The organism is Achromobacter sp. 413638 (assembly GCF_043119405.1).
In the GTDB taxonomy this organism is placed as follows: Bacteria; Pseudomonadota; Gammaproteobacteria; order Burkholderiales; family Burkholderiaceae_B; genus Achromobacter.
Map to the genome: position 1 here is coordinate 1 of NZ_JBICCO010000080.1, position 17,137 is coordinate 17,137.

A 17,137-nucleotide genomic window follows, 5' to 3' on the forward strand; every position below is an offset into this window, starting at 1 on the left:
AAAATTTTGCCCCCCCCCGAATAGCGGAGAGAAGAAGCCCGGGGGGGGGCCCCGCGCGGCCCCCGCCTGCGCCTACTACGGCGTGCACACCTTGCGTGCGCAGGAGAACTTTCCGATCACCGGCATCCCGATATCGACCTATCCGGAGCTGATCCGGGCGCTGGCCTATATCAAGCAGGCGGCGGCGTTGAGCAATTGCGAGCTTGGCCTGCTGGACGAACGGCGCTGCGACGCCATCATCGAAGCCTGCAACGAACTGATCAAGGGCCGGCTGCATGATCAGTTCGTGGTCGACGTGATCCAGGGCGGCGCGGGCACGTCCACCAACATGAACGCCAACGAGGTCATCGCCAACCGGGCGCTGGAGCTGCTGGGCCAGAACCGGGGCGACTACCATGTCCTGCACCCGAACGAGCATGTGAACATCGGCCAGAGCACCAACGACGTCTACCCGTCCGCGCTCAAGATCGCGACCTGGTTCGGCGTCCACGGACTGATCGACGCCATGGACATCCTGCGCGAGGCGTTCGAGGCCAAGGCCGAGGCCTTCAAGGACGTGCTGAAGATGGGCCGCACCCAGCTGCAGGACGCGGTGCCGATGACGCTGGGCCAGGAATTCAGCACCTATGCCGTGATGCTGGGCGAGGACCAGGCGCGGCTGCGCGAGGCGGTGATGCTGATCTGCGAGATCAACATGGGCGCCACGGCGATCGGCACCGGCATCACGGCGCATCCCGACTATGCGCCGCTGGTGCTGATGCACCTGCGCAAGATCACCGGCATTCCGCTGCAGACGGCACCCAACCTGATCGAGGCCACCCAGGACTGCGGCGCGTTCGTGCAGCTGTCCGGCGTGCTCAAGCGGGTGGCGGTGAAACTGTCGAAGACCTGCAACGACCTGCGGCTGCTGTCCAGCGGCCCGCGCGCCGGCCTGGGGGAGATCAACCTGCCGGCCATGCAGGCCGGCTCCAGCATCATGCCCGGCAAGGTGAATCCGGTCATCCCGGAAGTGGTCAACCAGATCGCCTTCGAGGTCATCGGCAACGATGTCACCGTCAGCTTCGCCGCCGAGGCCGGACAGTTGCAGCTCAATGCCTTCGAGCCCATCATCGCGCACAGCATCTTCAAAAGCGTCGGCCATCTGCGCAACGGCTGCCTGACCCTGGCCGAACGCTGCGTGAAAGGGATTACCGCCAACGCGGACCACCTGCGCGCATCGGTCGAGAACTCCATCGGCATCGTGACGGCGCTGAACCCGTACATCGGCTACGCCAATGCCACCTCCGTGGCGCAGGAGGCGCACCTGAGCGGCGGCAGCGTCTATGACATCGTGCTGAGCCGGGGCCTGCTGTCCAAGGCCCAGCTCGACGAGATCCTGCAACCGGAAACGCTCACGCACCCCGTCGCGATGCACCCGGCCGCCGTGCGCAGGCCGCCTGGCGCGTCACAGGGCTAGACGGACGGATGGGCTGGGCACGCGCCGGTGGCGCCTGCCCGCCTCAAGCCCATCCAAAGAACGCGCCCGCCTCGCGCAGCACCGCGTCCGGGATTTCCTCAGCCAGATAATGCGCGCCCGGCAACGGCCCGCCGTCGACCTGGTCGGCGATGGCGCGCCACAGGGCCAGCACATCGAAGTTCCGGCCCACCGCGCCGCGCTCGCCCCACAGCGCGCGCACCGGCATGCGCAGGCGCTCGCCGGCGGCTCGGCCCTGGCGGTCATGCTCCAGATCCACGGTGGCGGAAGCGCGGTAGTCCTCGCAGATGCCCGTGGCCCAGCCGGACAGGCGCGCGACGCGCTCGTACTCGGCCATGGCCGGCGCGGAGAAATGCGCCAGCCCGCCGGGCCGCCCGCCCATGACCGAGCGCAGGTAGAACACCGGATCGCGCTCGATCATGGTCTCCGGCATGGGCGCGGGCTGGATCAGCCAGAACCAGTGGAAGTACGCCTGCGCGAAGGCGCGGGTGGTGTGCTCGTACATATCCAACGTGGGCGCGATGTCCAGCAGCATCAGGCGCGTGACGGCCGTCGGATGATCCAGCCCCAGCCGGTGCGCGACGCGCGCGCCACGGTCATGCGCCAGCACCTCGTAGCGTTCGTGCCCCAGCGCGCGCATCAGCGCCGCCATGTCCTGGGCCATGACGCGCTTGGAATGCGCGGCGTGGCCGGGCGCGGCCGGCGGCTTGTCGCTGTCGCCATAGCCACGCAGGTCGGCGGCCACGCAGGTGCGATGCCGCGTCAGTGCCGGCCACAGGCGATGCCAGATGGCGCTGGTCTGGGGATGGCCGTGCAAGAGCAACAGCGGCGGCCCGTCGCCGCCGACGCGGGCGGCGATGCGCACGCCATTGACGGCGTGCAGGCGGATCGGAAGGTCGAAGAAATCGCTATCGCTCATGGATCGTCCTGTGTCGTTTGCCCCCCCGGGAAGACGCCCGCCGGCCTCGCGGACCGGACGTCCGCCTCATCCCGGCCCTGCGCCGCGTCTTCAGCCCTCAGCGCCCAGCAGCGGGCCGGCGCGCACGATGCCGCAGCGCTTGTGCGCGCGCATCACCACGGCCACGTCGCTGTTGAGCACGCCTTCCAGTTCGCCCAGCCGGCGCGTCACCACGTCCCAGAGCTGCGGGCTGTCGCGGCACAGCACATGCCAGAACAGCTGCGATGCGCCGCTGGTGCCGAACAGGCAGCGCGTGTTCGGATCGCGCGCCAGATGCGCGGCCAGCGCATTGACCGCCTGCGGCCGCACCTGCACGGAAATCACCGCCTCCACCGGAAAGCCCACCAGCGACGGCTCGACTTCCACGCGGAAGCTCAACGCGCGCCGGTCCACCAGGTTTTGCAGCATGCGGTGGGCGGTGGGCTCGCTGACGCCGACCTGCTCGGCCAGCTCGGCCAGGCTGGCGCGGCCGTCGCGCATCAGATGGCCGGCCAGGCGCTGCTCGGACTCCGTGAGCGCGGCGGGCGGATTGGACGGCGCAGGCTCGAGCGCGGCGCCAGCCTCGGCCAGGATGCGCCACTGGCCCGCGCGGCGGAAGGGCCGCAGCACCAGCCGCGCCTCGACATGCTCGACGCCGTCGATGGAAGGCAGCACCCGCGTCACCAGGTCCGGCATGTCGGCCTCGTCGGCCAGCGTCAGCTCGGCCATCAGGTCGGCCGAGCCGGCCAGCGTCACGGCCAGCTGACAGCAGTCCAGCGCCGCCAGCCGCTCGGCCACGTCCGGCACCCGTCCGGACCGACAGCGCACCCAGGCATGCAGCACCACGCCGCGACCAGTGACCAGCGGGTCGGGCTCGGCGATGACGCGCAGCGCGTCCGCGTCCATCAGGCGCTTCAGGCGCCGGGCCACCGTGCGCTCGGCGATGCCCGTGGCCGCCCCCAGCTCGCGCCAGGACGCGCGGGGTTCGGCCTGCAGGGCCACCAGGCAGGCCAGATCGGTGTCATCGAGTGTTGGCATTAGGGGCTTACCCTTACTTGACGTGACCATATTCATTAATCTAACGTGGCGGAAATTACCAAATCATAAAAATTAGACGGTCTTTTTGACCAAAAATAAACACCTGATTGAGGACTTCATGAGCAGCCCCTCCACGACCCTGCACGCCAAGCAGGGGGCCGCCGCCGCGCCCGTGTCGCGCGCCCGCACCATCCTGGCCGGTAGTGTAGGCAATGCCGTCGAATGGTTCGACTGGACCATCTACGCATCCTTCGCCATCTTCTTCTCCAGCCAGTTCTTCCCCGAAGGCAACGAGACCACCGCGCTGCTGGCCTCGTTCGGCATCTTCGCGGTCGGCTTCTTCATGCGCCCGGTGGGCGGCTGGCTGCTGGGCATTTTCTCCGACCGCTACGGCCGCAAGGCCGCGCTGGGCCTGACCATCCTGATGATGGCCGGCGGCTCGCTGATCATCGCCGTCACTCCCACCTACGCCACCATCGGCCTGGCCGCCCCGCTGCTGCTGACCGCCGCGCGCCTGCTGCAAGGGCTGTCGCTGGGCGGAGAGTATGCCTCGGCCACGACCTTCCTGGCGGAAATGGCGCCGTCCAACCGCCGTGGTTTCTATTCCAGCTTCGTGTTCTTCAGCGCCGCCGTCGGCATCCTGGCCGCGTCCGCCGTGGGCTGGGCGCTGACGTCCACCCTGACCAAGCCCGAGATGGCCGCCTGGGGCTGGCGCATTCCGTTCCTGCTGGGCGCGCTGGGCGGCCTGGCCGGCCTGTGGATCCGCCGCTCCATCCCGGAGACCGAAGCCTTCTCGCACAGCAAGAAGGCCGGCGTGGAAAAGCAGCCGCTGCGCACCCTGCTGCGCGAGCATCCGGTGGAAGTGCTGCGCATCGTCGGCTTCTCCATCCTGACGACCTTCGCGTTCTACATCTTCGTGGCCTACGTGCCCACCTACGCCATCCGCCAGGTGCACGCCGATCCGAAGACCGCCTTCGCCGCCAACACCGTCGCGCTGATCGTCTTCATGCTGGTGCAGCCGCTGTTCGGCGCGCTGTCGGACCGCATCGGCCGCAAGCCGCAGCTGATCGTGTTCGCCGCCGGCTACCTGATCTTCTTCTACCCGCTGATGACCACGCTGGGCCCGTCCTTCGGCTCGATCCTGGCGGTGGAACTGTTCGGTCTGGTGCTGTACGCCATGTACACGTCCATCGCGCCGGCCATCATGTCCGAGCAGTTCCCCACCAGCGTGCGCGCCGTCGGCATCGGCACGCCCTACAACCTGGTCGTGGCGCTGCTGGGCGGCACCACGCCCTACCTGCTGACCTGGCTGCAAAGCCAGGGCATGGAACGCTGGTTCTTCTACTACGTGCTGGCCGGCGCCGTGATCACGCTGATCACCTTCATCCGCATGCCCGAGACGGTCGGCCAGAAGCTCCGCTAAGGCCCGCCCGACGCCGCCCTCCGCGCGGCGCGTCCCCGCGCTTTCCGGCACCGCCAGGTCCGGAAAGCCGTTTCATTTTCAGGAAGCCCCATGTCCGCACCCGATACCGCCCTGCACTTCCAAGACGCCCTCGGCATCGGCCGCGCCATCCGTCAGGGAACGCTGACGTCGCGCCAGGCCGCCACGCATTTCCTGGACCGCATCGAGCGCGCCGGCGCGCTCAACGCGTACAGCGTGGTCACGGCCGAGCGCGCGCTGGCGCAGGCAGACGCCGCCGACCGGCTGCTGGCCGCCGGCATCGTGCTGGGCCCGCTGCACGGCGTGCCGGTGGCGGTGAAGGACAGCGTGCAATGGGAAGGCACCGAAGCCACGCTGGGCTCGCAGGCGCGCGCCGGCCAGATCAGCGCAGGCACCGCCCAGGCGCTGCGCGCCCTGGCCGCGCACGGCATGGTGATCCTGGGCAAGACGCGCATGACCGAATTCGCGTTCGGGCTGTCCGGCCAGAACGGCACGCAAGGCACCGCACGCAACCCCTGGGACGCCGTTCAGGCCCGCGCGCCGGGCGGCTCGTCCAGCGGCGCGGCCGTGGCCGTGGCCGCGGGGCTGGCGCCGATCGCGCTGGGCGGCGACACCGGCGGCTCCGTGCGCGCGCCGGCGGCGCTGAACGGCCTGGTCGGCTACAAGCCGTCGACCGGCCTGATCAGCCGCGCCGGCAGCCTGCCGCTGTCGGACACGCTGGACGTGCTCGGCCCCATCGCCCGCAATGTCGCCGACGCGCGCGCGCTGGCCGTGCTGCTGTCCGGCCCCGACGTCGACGACGCCGCCACGCTGGCGCTGCCCCCGGGCTGCGTGACCGCGCTGCGCCATCCCGAAACGCGCGCCCCCGGCCCGCTGGCCGTGCTGGCGCCCGAGGCCTGGCCCGCCGCGCTGGGCGAGGCCAGCCTCGCGCTGTGGCGCCACACGCTGGACCAGCTGGCCGCCGCCGGCCACACGCCCCAAACCTGGACGCCCCCGCCCGGCCTGTCCTTCGACCGCATGGCCGAGGACAACTCGCTGGTACTGGCCTACGAGGCCTACCGCTACTACGGCGCGCTGGCCGAAGACCCCGCCCAACCGCTCTGGACCGTGGTGCGCTCGCGCATCGCGGCCGGCGGCCGCATCCGCCAGGCCGACTACGAAGCCGCCCTGCAACGCCGCGACGCCGACATGGCCGCCTACGCCCGCGCCATGCAAGGCCACGACGCCCTGCTCATGCCCGCCTGCGACCAGGCCGCCCAGCCGCTGGACGCCGCCGACCTGCGCCACGCCGGCCTGGGCAAGCTGCTGCGCCCGGCGAACTTTCTGGGCGCGGCGGCGATTTCGCTGCCGGCGGGGTTTGATGGGGAGGGGATGCCGATCGGGGTGCAGCTGCTGGCGCCGGCGGGGGAGGATGCAGCGTTGATGGATTGCGCGGCGGCGGTGGAGGGGGTGTTGGGGGTGGAGGTCAGGCGGCCGGGAGTGGGGGCTTGGGGGTTGTAGGGACCAGGGAGGGCAGGCGGCGAGGTTGTGGTGTTTGGGCGACTGGGAACTTGCCGCTCAAGGTGGCGCTGGATTCGGTTTTTTTCAGCACTGCCTGTACGGCAGAGAACGTACTGCCCTGCGGAGTCAGGCTGCGATGATTTTTCTAACCTGCCTGTGCGGCAGCGAACATATCCACCGCGGCGGCGGGGCTGATGGGCTCTTTCTAAGCTGCCTGTGCGGCAGCGAACCTGGGACCAGCCGGCGAGCATGACCTCGCCTTTTTCTAAGCTGCCTGTGCGGCAGCGAACATTGCGGAACTGAAGTTCAACCGGGTCTTCCATTTCTAAGCTGCCTGTGCGGCAGCGAACATTCTGCGTGCGCTGCGAAGCGCCAGCAACAATTTCTAAGCTGCCTGTGCGGCAGCGAACCTGGCGGCCTGGCGGGACAAGCGGCTGACAGATTTCTAAGCTGCCTGTGCGGCAGCGAACAACCGCCAGGGCAAATTAACGTCTATCACGTTTTTCTAAGCTGCCTGTGCGGCAGCGAACTGGGTCGACCTGGTGCTGTGGGCGCCGGACCTTTTCTAAGCTGCCTGTGCGGCAGCGAACCTTTGCGCCGCCCCTGGCGTATCCACGGTGGATTTCTAAGCTGCCTGTGCGGCAGCGAACATAGTATCGGAAACGGTGGCGCTGGAGGGACTTTTCTAAGCTGCCTGTGCGGCAGCGAACGGCCGAAGACATGGAAGCCGCCGTTGCCATCTTTTCTAAGCTGCCTGTGCGGCAGCGAACTATGGCAAAAAACCACTAACCCATTGATTTTTAAAGAAACAACAGTCAAAACCTCACCAACACCCAAATTCCGGGCACATTCCTAACCCATTGATTTTTCAGGCCTTCCAATCACACCCAAAAAAAGGGTTCAAAACCACGGCACCGTACCGCCCTGGCTCAGGCCATAGGAATTGAACCCTTTACCAGCCCCGACCTCCTCCCCGCGCTCCTGAGCAATGAACAGGCAGAACGGCTGCCTGGTGCTGGCGCTGTTCAGACGGACGAAGGGCAATTCGACCTGACGCTCGACGCTATCGGGAATGGCTGCGGCTGCTTGGTCCGCCGTTTCTCCCTTGCGACGCATGCGGCGGCGGCGCAGGCGTTCCGCGCTGGTCTTGAACTGACGGCGCTGCACCACGTAGCGCGGCGCGTCGGACGGCGCAGGTGCCAAGTCAGTCAGCCGAACGTGATCCCGCATGCCCTGCAGCCATGCCAAGGCCATCAGGTCCTGAAGCGCATCGGGATCGCCGTGCAACCTCAGCACCGAGCCCATGGTGCGCGGCCGCAAGCGGTACTGGGGAAAGCTGACCCCGATGCTTGCCGATTGCAGCTGCACCAAGGCCCGATGCAGCTTGGCCACCAACGCCCCCAGCAGATGCGCGTGGCTGAACTCTGGATCGGGCAACAAGGTGATGTCTATATAGTGGGTCGTCATGGCGGTCAGCTCGCATCGCCGAACACGCCGCCGCGGATCAAGACCGCCATCACGAAATGCTGTTGCTCGGTCGGCGGCGCCTTGTCCTTGAGCAGCCAGTCGTCCAGCAGGGTATAGAAGTCCTGTTTCTGCTTGGGCTGGCGATAGGCCTTGCCTTGCGTGGTGACCGAACCGTAGGGTTCCACAGCGATCGGCCCCAGATCGTGCGCGCCTTCGTACCAGGTATCGATAGTGCGCAAGGCATTGCCGATCTTCTGGGAATGGATGGCGGCGATCTCCTGACCTTTCTCGCCGATCTGGTAGAGCGTCTTGCTCTTGTCGCCGCGTCCGCGATCCAGGATCAGTTCCTGGGACGGAAACACCTCCTGCCCCGCACCCACCCGCAAGAACGCCGTGACCTGCAGCAGCACATGACCGCCTGCCAAACCCTCAGCGATCACAGAACCCAATGACTTCACCTCATCACTCGACGCATCAAGCGCGCGCAGATTCTGCGCCAGGGCATCGAAGCTCCATTGCTGGTCAGCCTTGCCGTCCTTGAGCCGCGCCACCTCCACGCGCACATGTTCCGCACCGACCCGGTTGCGCCACAGGAAGCGGCCATTGGCCAGGTTGGCCGCATAGCGGTTGGCCAATTCGGCATAGCCGTGCTCCGCGACGTAGGACTGCACGGTCTGCAAGAGTTTGGCCTGATATTCCGCGCTGTTGCATGCGGACGGCGTGCCCGTGCCGGGCAGCACGCGCAGCGTGAATTGCACCTTGAGCGTGTCGGCATCCGAGGGCAGGGTCGCCACGTCCACGGTTTGCAGGTTGGGGTTCTCTATCGCGGCGTCGAGCTTGGCGGGATCCTGGTCCTTGGCCTTGAGGCGGTTGGAGATGGTGCCGCGCACGGATTTCTCGCGCAGCCGAACGGGCGGCCACGATGCGGATTTCGCCAGATCCTCCCAGTTGCCGGCATGGAAGACGGCGTCGGAGGGATCCAGCTTGCGTTCAAAAGCCAGGACGGAGGCGGTCTTGAGTGCGTTCGACATGATGATTCAATCCTTGTAAATGGCGTATTCAAATCAACGGGACGAGCGGCGACGCTCAGGAATAGGGATAGATCTCGTCGTCATCTTCCTGCCCGGTCTCATCCGTGACGGGAAGCTGCGACGGATCCGGCGCATAGTCGTTGCGGCAGCGATACAGGCCCAGGGCTTCGTCGGTCTCGGCGCGCCAGAGCAACTGGTCCAGGTGCGCGAGCCGGTGCGGGCTGATCCATTCGCCCAGGGAATAGACCGATTCGACGAAGCGCAACGGTGTCGCGGCATCTCGGGCGTTCAGAACAGAACCTGCTTCGTGCAACGGCGATAGCGCGGCATAGCCGACCGGTATCGGCACGATCCAGCCGCTGCCAGCGCCGCGCCAGGGATCCGCCCAGCGCTGCTTGCCATCGGCGGGCGCAGGTTCGCCGTCCTGGAGTGGTACCGGCTCATGGTTGAAGCGCGAGGCATGGAGCCAGGCGTCCAGCAGGGACGTCTGCGGATCGCGCTCGCGGAGACGACGCAACCGGTCAGCCAGCAGATCATCACGTCCAACCAGCGCGAAGCCGGGCAACCACTGCCGACGCCATTGGCGGAACTGCCTATCGCGCTCCTGTGGGTCGTCTGCCAGGACTGCCAGCCAAGGACGCACGCGCCGGCCAGGTGCGGGACGGGAAGGCAACAGGCTGCCGCCGGCGACACGCATTTGCGCCAGCACGTCGCCTGCCGTATTCGCCCATTTCTGTGTGTCGGTTTCGTTGCCCCGCAGCAGCTTCGGCACCGTATCGGCGGTGCGTATTTCCGAAACGCTAAAGACCAGCGAAATGTCCAGATGAATGCGACCTTCTTCGACGATGGCTGCCGTGCTTCCGTCCTTGTCCACGGGATTGCGGGTCAAGTTGAAGCTACGCACGTAGCCTTGCGTCGTCTGCTCCTGGTGATGGTGGCAGATCACGCCAACGCCGTGCAGCCGCAGCGGGACTTTGGCCTTGGCCAGATTGCGTTCCAGCGCCCACATCAGGCCGGTGAAGGCGGTGATGGAGGGAAAGCCGTGCGTCAGCGGGCTGGAGATGGCGTTGGCGTTTTGGATGCGTAGGTGGGGAAATACCAGAAGTGCTTCAGAGGAGAAGAGAGCATTCACCATGCGTCCCCCCGCCCTGCCGTAGGCGAATCACCGTCTTGACGCGAAATGCGATCAGACGCATCCAGCTGCCTGCGCAGTTCACGAAGCTGCTGAACGAATCCATCTTCGTCGGCAAGCAGTTCTTTTTTCCACTGCCGCGCCTCTACGTCTCCAACTGGCAATTGCGCAGACAAATAGCGATTTAGCCAGTTCGCAAAACGGCGGCCAATCTCATTGGGCCAAGTCATAAGCAGCCATTCTCGAGCGAACTCCGACTCTTCAGGCAACTCCCCCCGCAATGGGTCCAGCCACAACTGTTCTTCTCGGGCCAGTTTCTGGAATCGTTCGACATCGCGCGTCCAGCCCGCAGGAAACGTCTGCAAGAATTCACCTGCCATCGTCACGATTTCGTCCACCACAACATCGATGTAGGCATCTCGACGTTGGCGCGTCTGCAAGTTGGGCGCAGGCTCTGTAGCAAGAAACGCGCGCAGGTCGCGAATTGCCCTGCGGACTTCCGGACGAACGATATAGAGCTTTTCAAATACCGATTCGACGTGAGCGGGTTGCCAGAGCTTCGTGCGGCTCCACATCGGTGGCAACGAGGCGAGCAGATAGTTCACTCCGCCGCGCTCGCTATTCAGCTGCGAAATGTTCTGAGGCTTGGTGCCACCGAGCTTCTGTGCGGCCAGCCCCGGATAATCCCGAAACACGCCATCATGGGGTTTTCGCTCTCGCCGCGCCTGACGTGCGACCTTGTTGACTTCACCAAAACGATCCTCCTGAATTTGAGCGTACAACTCATGGACAAGAGATGTGGCGTGCAGGGGCGCCAGCAGCACATAGTCGTCATCTGTGCACGGATCGTCGGCAGCAAGCCAATACACCTGCTTGGCTCGCGTATGCGAACTGGGAGCGCCGGCACGTGGCTGTGTGAGCCCTACGAATGCATCACTCAAGCTTTGAGCTTGAGCCGGGTTGTCGTGCAAGGCTAGGCGTGCGGCCTCATCATTCGTCAGCAATGCGGTCAGCAAGCTAACACCATCGACTTCAAGCTTCAGCAGCTTGTACACATCGAGCGCCGCGGCATTGCCGACCACATCACCCACGAAGGACTGCCCCAACACATGGCTGCCCAGTTCCTTCAACGGAGGCAGGCCGCGAGGGTCCACATAAAGATTGGTACCTCGAGCGTCAGGGTGTACTGGCTTGAGGGAATGGGTCACTGCCTGGATTTGTTCGACACGTTTGGCTGCGCTGAGCAACCATGTGTCACGCGCATACGCCGCAATGATCTCTTCGCGTTGAGAGTCATCGGGGCCTAGCTTTTCGAGCTTGGACTGCAATCGCTCCAGCAAGAATTGGTCGATTGCGGCACGAAAGCGTTCCTTGCGCCTTGTTACATGAACATCGGACATGGGGAATACCTTTCACGCAAAAAAGGAGATAATTTCCCAGTCAGCAATAGCCGACTGGGAATGATGGATTACGGCGTTTCAGCCGTCACAGCTCTTCTGAGCGCGTGATTGCTTGTCACGATTCCTCCTTCTCTTTGGTTGGTGCCTCGACAGCACGTTGTTGACATGTCGTGACGCAGGTCTGAACTGCGTCACGACATCTTAAAATTTAACCAGTCAGCGTAGCTGCATAGCGGCATAAATTAATATGAATAATTCATCGTAGCTTGAAAGGGTGGTATCGTGCAAGCCTCTGTCGCAAGACAGCTCAGAAAAGTCACCGTAGTTGCACGGCGGCTATTCTTCTCTGCTGAACAAGCAGCTTGAATCTGTTGGAAACGTCGTCCATCACGCAAATTGCTGGTATTTCGCCCAAGTGCGTCCCGTCCGTACGTTAGACAAGATACTCATCAAAGATCTATTTGCCCGGCGCCCCTCGCTTGCCTACCAACGGCAGATATCTCGAGTGCCTACGGTCAATACGTATTCACGATGTGAGTACGCAACCGTACCGTTGACCTTGCTTTCTGACGGGCGTTACACAAGCGCGAGCACCACATCAAAGCTCCCGAAACGTTCCACACGCGGTGACTTGTGCACCTTCGACAACGCGCCACATCTTCTCCGCGCGCCACGCGAGAACCTTGAGGGAGTCCCGCTATGTTGAGTGACCGCCTGAAATCCCGCCTGACCAAAGACCGACCAATGACCTCTATCACGCTGCGCATTCCGGTGGACGTCGTCGAATCGATGAAGACCATCGCGCCGCAACGCGGTTTTTCCGGATACCAGGCCCTGCTCAAGTCATACCTCAGCGAAGGCTTGCGCCGTGACGAGCAGCAGTTCGCTTCCGCCTCGCACGCCCGGCTGGTCGAAGCGCTCAAGCGCCATGGCGTTTCCCCCGCGCTGATCGAGCAGGCCGAACGCGAAGCGGCCGACGCCTGACGCGAGCGGTGTCTGCGCACCGCCTCGCGCGGGCCCGCCCGCACTGTCGCCTTCATTATTTCGCCTTGAATCCCAGACACTCGTGATACCACCAGCCCTGCCCTGCGTTGTCGGGCAGGCTGGCGATGGCGTATCGCTGCGCGCAGTCCGGCAGCGACTGCCCCAGCTCCTGCGACAGCGCCATCAAATCCTCCAGCAAGTTGCCTCGCAGCCACGGTGTGACGCTGCCAATCGCGATGCGCTCCAACGGCACCGAATGCCGCTGGAACGCATCGACCGGCACGTGCAGGGGTTTCCTGCGATCCCGCTCATCGACCACGCGATGCAGCAACAACCGCTCTTCCTCATCGTCAGGCAGCAGCGCGACATCCACGCGCGGCGCCGGATCATGGCGAAAACGCTGGAACTGCGGCAACAGACCCGTCAGCCAGAGGTTCTCGCTGCTGGCCCAATGCAGGCTGGCCGAACGCTGCACGGACGGCGCGTTTGGATTGTCCGTGGCGGGAGGCAGCATCGCTTCGTGCATGCGCGCATGTTCCAGATCGACCAGATTGCGAGTGGGGCGCAGCCCTTCCTTGACGACGGAGATGCGCGCGCGCGCATCAACCGGCCAGATGACCGCGCCGGCGGTTTCCCGAGCCAGCAACGATTGCAGTTGATGCGACTTCAAATGGAAGTAACGCTCCATGCCCGTCTTGCCGCCGGTCTCATCCATTTCAAAACCTGGCTTGCAAAAGGCGGCCTTGCCCGATGGCTTTTCGTAGGCTCGCAGATTGCTGTCCAGCACCCGCATGTTCACCCCGCCCGCCTTGCCCGGCCGATGCCGTCGCACCCGCCCGGCCAGCTGAATAAGCGATCGCATCGACGAGGGTTCGACCACGGCCCAGTCGTAGTCATGGTCACGCCCCACTTCCGTGACCGGCGAACCCAGGACGATGAACAGATGATGAGATTCCGGGCTGGCGTTGATCAGGGCGCGTATCGACGGCTGCTGGAAGACCGGATCGATTCCATCCGTGGCGCGGCGGTCAAGCACGGTGTCTAGCTGCCGCTCGATGCTGGAACGCACCAACAAGGGAAACTGCGAGTGATAGACGCACAGGTGCACGCGCACGCCGGGCGCGGGCGCGCCTTGGGCATACATGGCCAGCGCCACGTCGAACAGGGGATCGATGTTGGCCATGCGGATCAGGCCGAAGCTCACGCGCTTGCCGCTGGCCGGGTCGACACCATGGTTGCACGGCTGCTGATGCATTTCCCAGGCCTGCTCCAGCACAAAGCGGGCGAAGTCGCGGCGCAGCTCGGGCCCGCCCATTGCGCGCCATCCGGCCGGCAGCGTCGCAATCGCCGCAAGCCGGCGCGGCTCGGCCTGGGCGAGCTGGGCCACGCGCTTTTCCACGAAGCGTTCATGGCAGGCGCGAAAACCCTGCGCGTCGGCGCAATCCTGCTCCTGCTGATGAAACTCGTCCATCCACAGGCAGCAAATGGCGGCGGGCTCGCCGGGCCGCTCGCCACGATGCCGCTGATAAACCTCGCGTCCGGCGCGATAGGCCAGGAACAGTCCCTCGACCAGCGCCGGCGGCAAGGTGGCCGAGGACAGCAACACGCGCGCGCCCAGCAATCCCGCCCAATGCACAAGCCGCGCCAACGCGGGCAGGTCGGCCATGTCGAAATCGTCCGGCTCGTCCAGCACCAGGTCGCTGGTCATGAGCCGCAGCATGGGCGCGATCTGGCGGCTGCCGCGCAGGCTCTCGGTGGCGGGCGTCAGGTGGTCTACGGTGCAAGCCAGCACGGGCGCGGCAATCAGCGAGCGAACCTGGGCATCGTCGGTCAGACGTTGCAGCAGCGGATGCCGGTCGTCGCCTTCGAACAGAACTTGCCCGCCTTCGTCGAGCAGCGCCTGGCGCGAGGCCGAGCCCGTCGCCTCGGCCCGGGCTTCCCAATATTCGAACAAGGCGCGGCTGGCGGCGCCGCCGACCTTGATGGCCAGCTGCTCATCGCCCAGGCCCAGATCCCTCTGAAACACGCGCCCTGTCTGCAAGGTCAGTGTACGCAAGCCAATGGCGAATGCGCAGCGCATGCCCACGCCAGGGTCGGCCAAGGCATTCATGATGCGGGCATTGCCCAGCGTCTTGCCGCAGCCGGTCGACGCCATGTTGACGATGAACGCACCCTGGCGCTGCGCGCGCTCACGCACGCCGGCGGCCAGGTCGGCCGCCTTGTCCTGCCATTGGAATCGTGGATTGGAATTGCGCTTTTTCAGGCCCCGGTGGTTCTGCAATGCGGGCAGGCTGCGCGTCAGCGTGGGCAGCGAACGCGCCACCAATGTGGCATGTGCCTGCACGCCGAGCAGGTGTTCGTCCAGCGTCTGGTTGAACAGGACCTTCCCAGCTGGCGCATCATGGTTTCTGCTCGTATTGGCGTACAGCGGATAACTCGCATTGCGGTAGGGCTTGCGCTGCGCTTCGTCCTCGATACTTGAGTAATGATGATCCGCCAGCATCAGGCACATGCGCGAGACGTGCATCGCGAATGGGTCTGTCATTGCCGTGTCCCAGTCCGACGGCCGCGGCAGCTCCAGCAGTTTGCGTGCATAGCGTGCGGCCTGCTTGCGCCATGCGAGCGTGCCAACAGGCAGCCCCAGCGGGAAATGCCAATGGGCGTGCACGCTGGAAATAGGTGCATCCTCGCGAGGTTCATTCCAATCGGCGCTGATGCGCTGCAACAGCCCGTGCAGCTCGGCAGCGTTCACGAACCGGGGATGGGCGCCAAAGCGCCGCCAGCGATACTGCGGTTGATCGATATCCTCGCCGATGCTGCCGCTGCCCTGCGACACCGGCTTGCATGGCAGACGATGGTGCGTCAGCACCAGCCAGGCCACGGCCTGAGCCAACGGCGGCAACGAGGCAAAAGGCAGGCATTCTCCAGCCTGCGGCTCGTCAATACCGTCGCGCAACAGGCGGCCTCCTTCGGTATCCAGCCATTGCCTCTCGAAAGCCTGTGCTTGCGCGTCCGCATCGGCGCTAGCGGCCAGCCGACGCAGCCAACCCACATCGTCGTCGTCGCCCACAAAGGCCTGGAACAGGCGCACCGATACCCATTCATGACGATAGTGATTGCGCTCTCGCGAGCCCGGCTGCTTGAGACGATCCTGGAACGCCTGCGTCGCTTTCCCCAAATCGTGCATCAGGGCGGCCAACGCGGTCAGCGCCGTCATCAGCGGCAAATGATGCCAGTGGCTTTCGTCTTCGGCGCGCAGCACATCGCTGGCTGTGGTGTTGGTGGGGACGGCGCCCAAGGCGTTGAACTGACGCGCATCGCCGACGATCCACAGCAGTTCGCTATGGTCGCGGCCGCGTATCCAGTGGCAAGCCACGGCGGTGTTCTTGCGCGCGCGCTGGCGCAGCAGCCGGCGCACGGCGTCCAGGCCGGCCTGGGTAATGGGCGTCTGCCAGGTACGGTCTCCGCGCCGCTCGGCATACTGGTCCAGGATGCGGCGCGTCTCGGTCAGCGCGCGCTTGGAGCATTGGGACACGAAAAGTACGTTCATGGCCGGGATTCCACATTATCCGCCGGGGCCGCCAGGCGCGATGTTTCCAACGCGATGCGCTTGAGCGTGTCGATGACGAAGTCCAGGGCCTCGTTGCGCGTCAGCGCTTCGATGCATTGCCGACGGAACTGTTGTTCGTCATCGCCACGCATGGCCGACAGAAAGGCTTGCGGCAATATCACGGCGTCCTTGATCAGGTCCGCGGCATCAAACACCAGGCCACCACGACGCGTCTTGCCGTGCAGGACGGCCAGGCCATGCGGCAGGCCCAGCACCCAGGTGGCAGTTGCGCCCAGACCATATGCCAGGTAGTTGCCATGGTCGAGATAGCGGTTGGCGATATCCGTGCCGCCACCACGCTTGGCCCTGGTGAAGTCGCCGTAGCCCACCGTATCGACGGCAAGCTTGAACAGTGATTTGGTCAGCTGCGCTTCGCCGACCAGCAACGCGGTGACGTCCGGCGCATTGTCGATCTGCGTACCGGCTTGCCGCAGCAGCGCCGTCAGACGTTCGCCGTCCACCTCGAATCCGGACTCGCGCGTGGCGCGCGTGGTCCATGCGGCGTGCAGGCACTGCAGCCGCGCAGCCTGTAATTGCTTGGCGGCATGCAAGCGCAGCCCGTCGTCGAACCAGAACCGGACCCAGGCCTGCAAGTATTCCGTCGGCCGATATTCGCTTTGCGGTGCGAACCAGGCCACCTCGACATCCAGCTCGTTGGCGCTGAACAACGGTGTGCCTCCGCCGCCGCAAAAACCGACCAGCACGCCTGCCTTGGCCAACTCGCGCATCGCCGCCTGCGTGACGGACGTGCCCGTCCCGAGCAGGATGCTGGTGGTATTGGCAATGGGAATGTTCCAGTACAGCTGTTTCTTGCCCGTATCCGTCACATACTCGACGCGGCCGCCGTTGACCAACACCCGGCAATGTTCCAGGTAATAGATGTTGGCGCGCTTGGAATGCAGAATGCTCTTGAGATCGGCGGCGCGTATCGCTTCCATGCTTTCCCCGTTGCAGATTCGGACGAGGGCCAGTCAAACAGATTCCGTCGCACAGCGTCAAGGCATCGATCATGGGAAGAATCTGAAAAACATCTTGAACGCCGAACGGATGCCGATGGCTTGATTTCCATCACTACGGGCTGGGCATGCTCTGCATGGATCGCGAGCGGAGAGTCCCATTCCAC

General features: G+C 64.9%; 12 protein-coding genes and 1 CRISPR repeat array. Of the genes, 4 read left to right on the plus strand and 8 right to left on the minus strand.

Going from position 1 to position 17,137, the window contains the following annotated elements; genetic code table 11:
- On the plus strand, positions 1-1,456 hold a 1,456-nt coding region (gene aspA / locus ACEU5R_RS25165; protein ID WP_392412427.1), incomplete at its 5' end, for an aspartate ammonia-lyase.
- Positions 1,457-1,499: 43 nt separating this feature from the next.
- On the opposite strand, the gene ACEU5R_RS25170 is transcribed toward aspA, so the two are convergent.
- Positions 1,500-2,393: an alpha/beta fold hydrolase gene (locus ACEU5R_RS25170; RefSeq protein ID WP_392412428.1), complete on the minus strand. Its 894-nt coding sequence runs from the start codon at positions 2,391-2,393 to the stop codon at positions 1,500-1,502.
- Positions 2,394-2,483: 90 nt separating this feature from the next.
- Positions 2,484-3,485, minus strand: coding sequence for an Lrp/AsnC family transcriptional regulator (locus ACEU5R_RS25175; RefSeq protein ID WP_392412429.1), 1,002 nt, complete (start codon positions 3,483-3,485; stop codon positions 2,484-2,486).
- A gap of 82 nt (positions 3,486-3,567) precedes the next feature.
- Between ACEU5R_RS25175 and ACEU5R_RS25180 the strand changes: the two genes are divergently transcribed.
- Entirely contained in the window at positions 3,568-4,872 is a 1,305-nt protein-coding gene (locus ACEU5R_RS25180) for an MFS transporter (RefSeq protein WP_103271581.1), read from the plus strand.
- A 90-nt stretch (positions 4,873-4,962) separates the two neighbouring features.
- Positions 4,963-6,390, plus strand: a complete 1,428-nt coding sequence (locus tag ACEU5R_RS25185) for an amidase (RefSeq protein WP_392412431.1) — start codon at positions 4,963-4,965, stop codon at positions 6,388-6,390.
- Between the two features lie 82 nt (positions 6,391-6,472).
- Positions 6,473-7,160: direct repeats of the CRISPR family, unit length 28 nt; unit sequence TTTCTAAGCTGCCTGTGCGGCAGCGAAC.
- Positions 7,161-7,290: 130 nt separating this feature from the next.
- On the opposite strand, the gene cas6f is transcribed toward ACEU5R_RS25185, so the two are convergent.
- The 4 genes from cas6f to csy1 are packed head-to-tail and all read right to left on the minus strand — an operon-like array spanning position 7,291 to position 11,420.
- On the minus strand, positions 7,291-7,857 hold the full coding sequence (gene cas6f, locus ACEU5R_RS25190; protein ID WP_392412433.1) for a type I-F CRISPR-associated endoribonuclease Cas6/Csy4: 567 nt from the start codon (positions 7,855-7,857) through the stop codon (positions 7,291-7,293).
- Positions 7,858-7,862: 5 nt separating this feature from the next.
- Positions 7,863-8,888 (minus strand): type I-F CRISPR-associated protein Csy3, encoded by a 1,026-nt coding sequence (csy3, locus tag ACEU5R_RS25195; RefSeq protein WP_392412435.1) that lies wholly within the window; start codon positions 8,886-8,888, stop codon positions 7,863-7,865.
- A 55-nt stretch (positions 8,889-8,943) separates the two neighbouring features.
- Complete coding sequence (gene csy2 / locus ACEU5R_RS25200) at positions 8,944-10,023, minus strand: type I-F CRISPR-associated protein Csy2 (RefSeq protein ID WP_392412437.1); 1,080 nt, start codon at positions 10,021-10,023, stop codon at positions 8,944-8,946.
- A complete protein-coding gene (gene csy1 / locus ACEU5R_RS25205) occupies positions 10,017-11,420 on the minus strand; it encodes a type I-F CRISPR-associated protein Csy1 (protein WP_392412439.1) in 1,404 nt (467 codons plus the stop codon). Before csy1 ends, csy2 begins: the two co-directional genes overlap by 7 nt.
- A 744-nt stretch (positions 11,421-12,164) precedes the next feature.
- Here csy1 and ACEU5R_RS25210 point away from each other — a divergent pair.
- Entirely contained in the window at positions 12,165-12,404 is a 240-nt protein-coding gene (locus ACEU5R_RS25210) for a hypothetical protein (RefSeq protein ID WP_392412441.1), read from the plus strand.
- 55 nt (positions 12,405-12,459) lie between these two features.
- Here the strand turns inward: ACEU5R_RS25210 and cas3f are convergent, their stop codons facing one another.
- Together cas3f and cas1f are read right to left on the minus strand one after the other, a co-directional pair.
- A complete protein-coding gene (cas3f, locus tag ACEU5R_RS25215) occupies positions 12,460-15,954 on the minus strand; it encodes a type I-F CRISPR-associated helicase Cas3f (protein WP_392412443.1) in 3,495 nt (1,164 codons plus the stop codon).
- Positions 15,951-16,952 carry a type I-F CRISPR-associated endonuclease Cas1f gene (cas1f, locus tag ACEU5R_RS25220; RefSeq protein WP_392412445.1) on the minus strand — a complete coding sequence of 334 codons (1,002 nt, stop codon included), beginning with the start codon at positions 16,950-16,952 and terminating at the stop codon, positions 15,951-15,953. The genes cas3f and cas1f overlap by 4 nt, the downstream gene beginning before the upstream one ends.
- Positions 16,953-17,137: the final 185 nt, after the last annotated feature.

What these genes read in the sequence shown, in the direction of transcription:
- ACEU5R_RS25180 (WP_103271581.1), top strand. Translation starts at nt 3,568, where the DNA reads ATGAGCAGCCCCTCCACGACCCTGCACGCCAAGCAGGGGGCCGCCGCC.
- csy3 (WP_392412435.1), bottom strand. Translation starts at nt 8,888, where the DNA reads ATGTCGAACGCACTCAAGACCGCCTCCGTCCTGGCTTTTGAACGCAAG.
- ACEU5R_RS25170 (WP_392412428.1), bottom strand. Translation starts at nt 2,393, where the DNA reads ATGAGCGATAGCGATTTCTTCGACCTTCCGATCCGCCTGCACGCCGTC.
- ACEU5R_RS25175 (WP_392412429.1), bottom strand. Translation starts at nt 3,485, where the DNA reads ATGAATATGGTCACGTCAAGTAAGGGTAAGCCCCTAATGCCAACACTC.
- cas3f (WP_392412443.1), bottom strand. Translation starts at nt 15,954, where the DNA reads ATGAACGTACTTTTCGTGTCCCAATGCTCCAAGCGCGCGCTGACCGAG.
- ACEU5R_RS25185 (WP_392412431.1), top strand. Translation starts at nt 4,963, where the DNA reads ATGTCCGCACCCGATACCGCCCTGCACTTCCAAGACGCCCTCGGCATC.
- csy1 (WP_392412439.1), bottom strand. Translation starts at nt 11,420, where the DNA reads ATGTCCGATGTTCATGTAACAAGGCGCAAGGAACGCTTTCGTGCCGCA.
- cas1f (WP_392412445.1), bottom strand. Translation starts at nt 16,952, where the DNA reads ATGGAAGCGATACGCGCCGCCGATCTCAAGAGCATTCTGCATTCCAAG.
- csy2 (WP_392412437.1), bottom strand. Translation starts at nt 10,023, where the DNA reads ATGGTGAATGCTCTCTTCTCCTCTGAAGCACTTCTGGTATTTCCCCAC.
- ACEU5R_RS25210 (WP_392412441.1), top strand. Translation starts at nt 12,165, where the DNA reads ATGACCTCTATCACGCTGCGCATTCCGGTGGACGTCGTCGAATCGATG.
- cas6f (WP_392412433.1), bottom strand. Translation starts at nt 7,857, where the DNA reads ATGACGACCCACTATATAGACATCACCTTGTTGCCCGATCCAGAGTTC.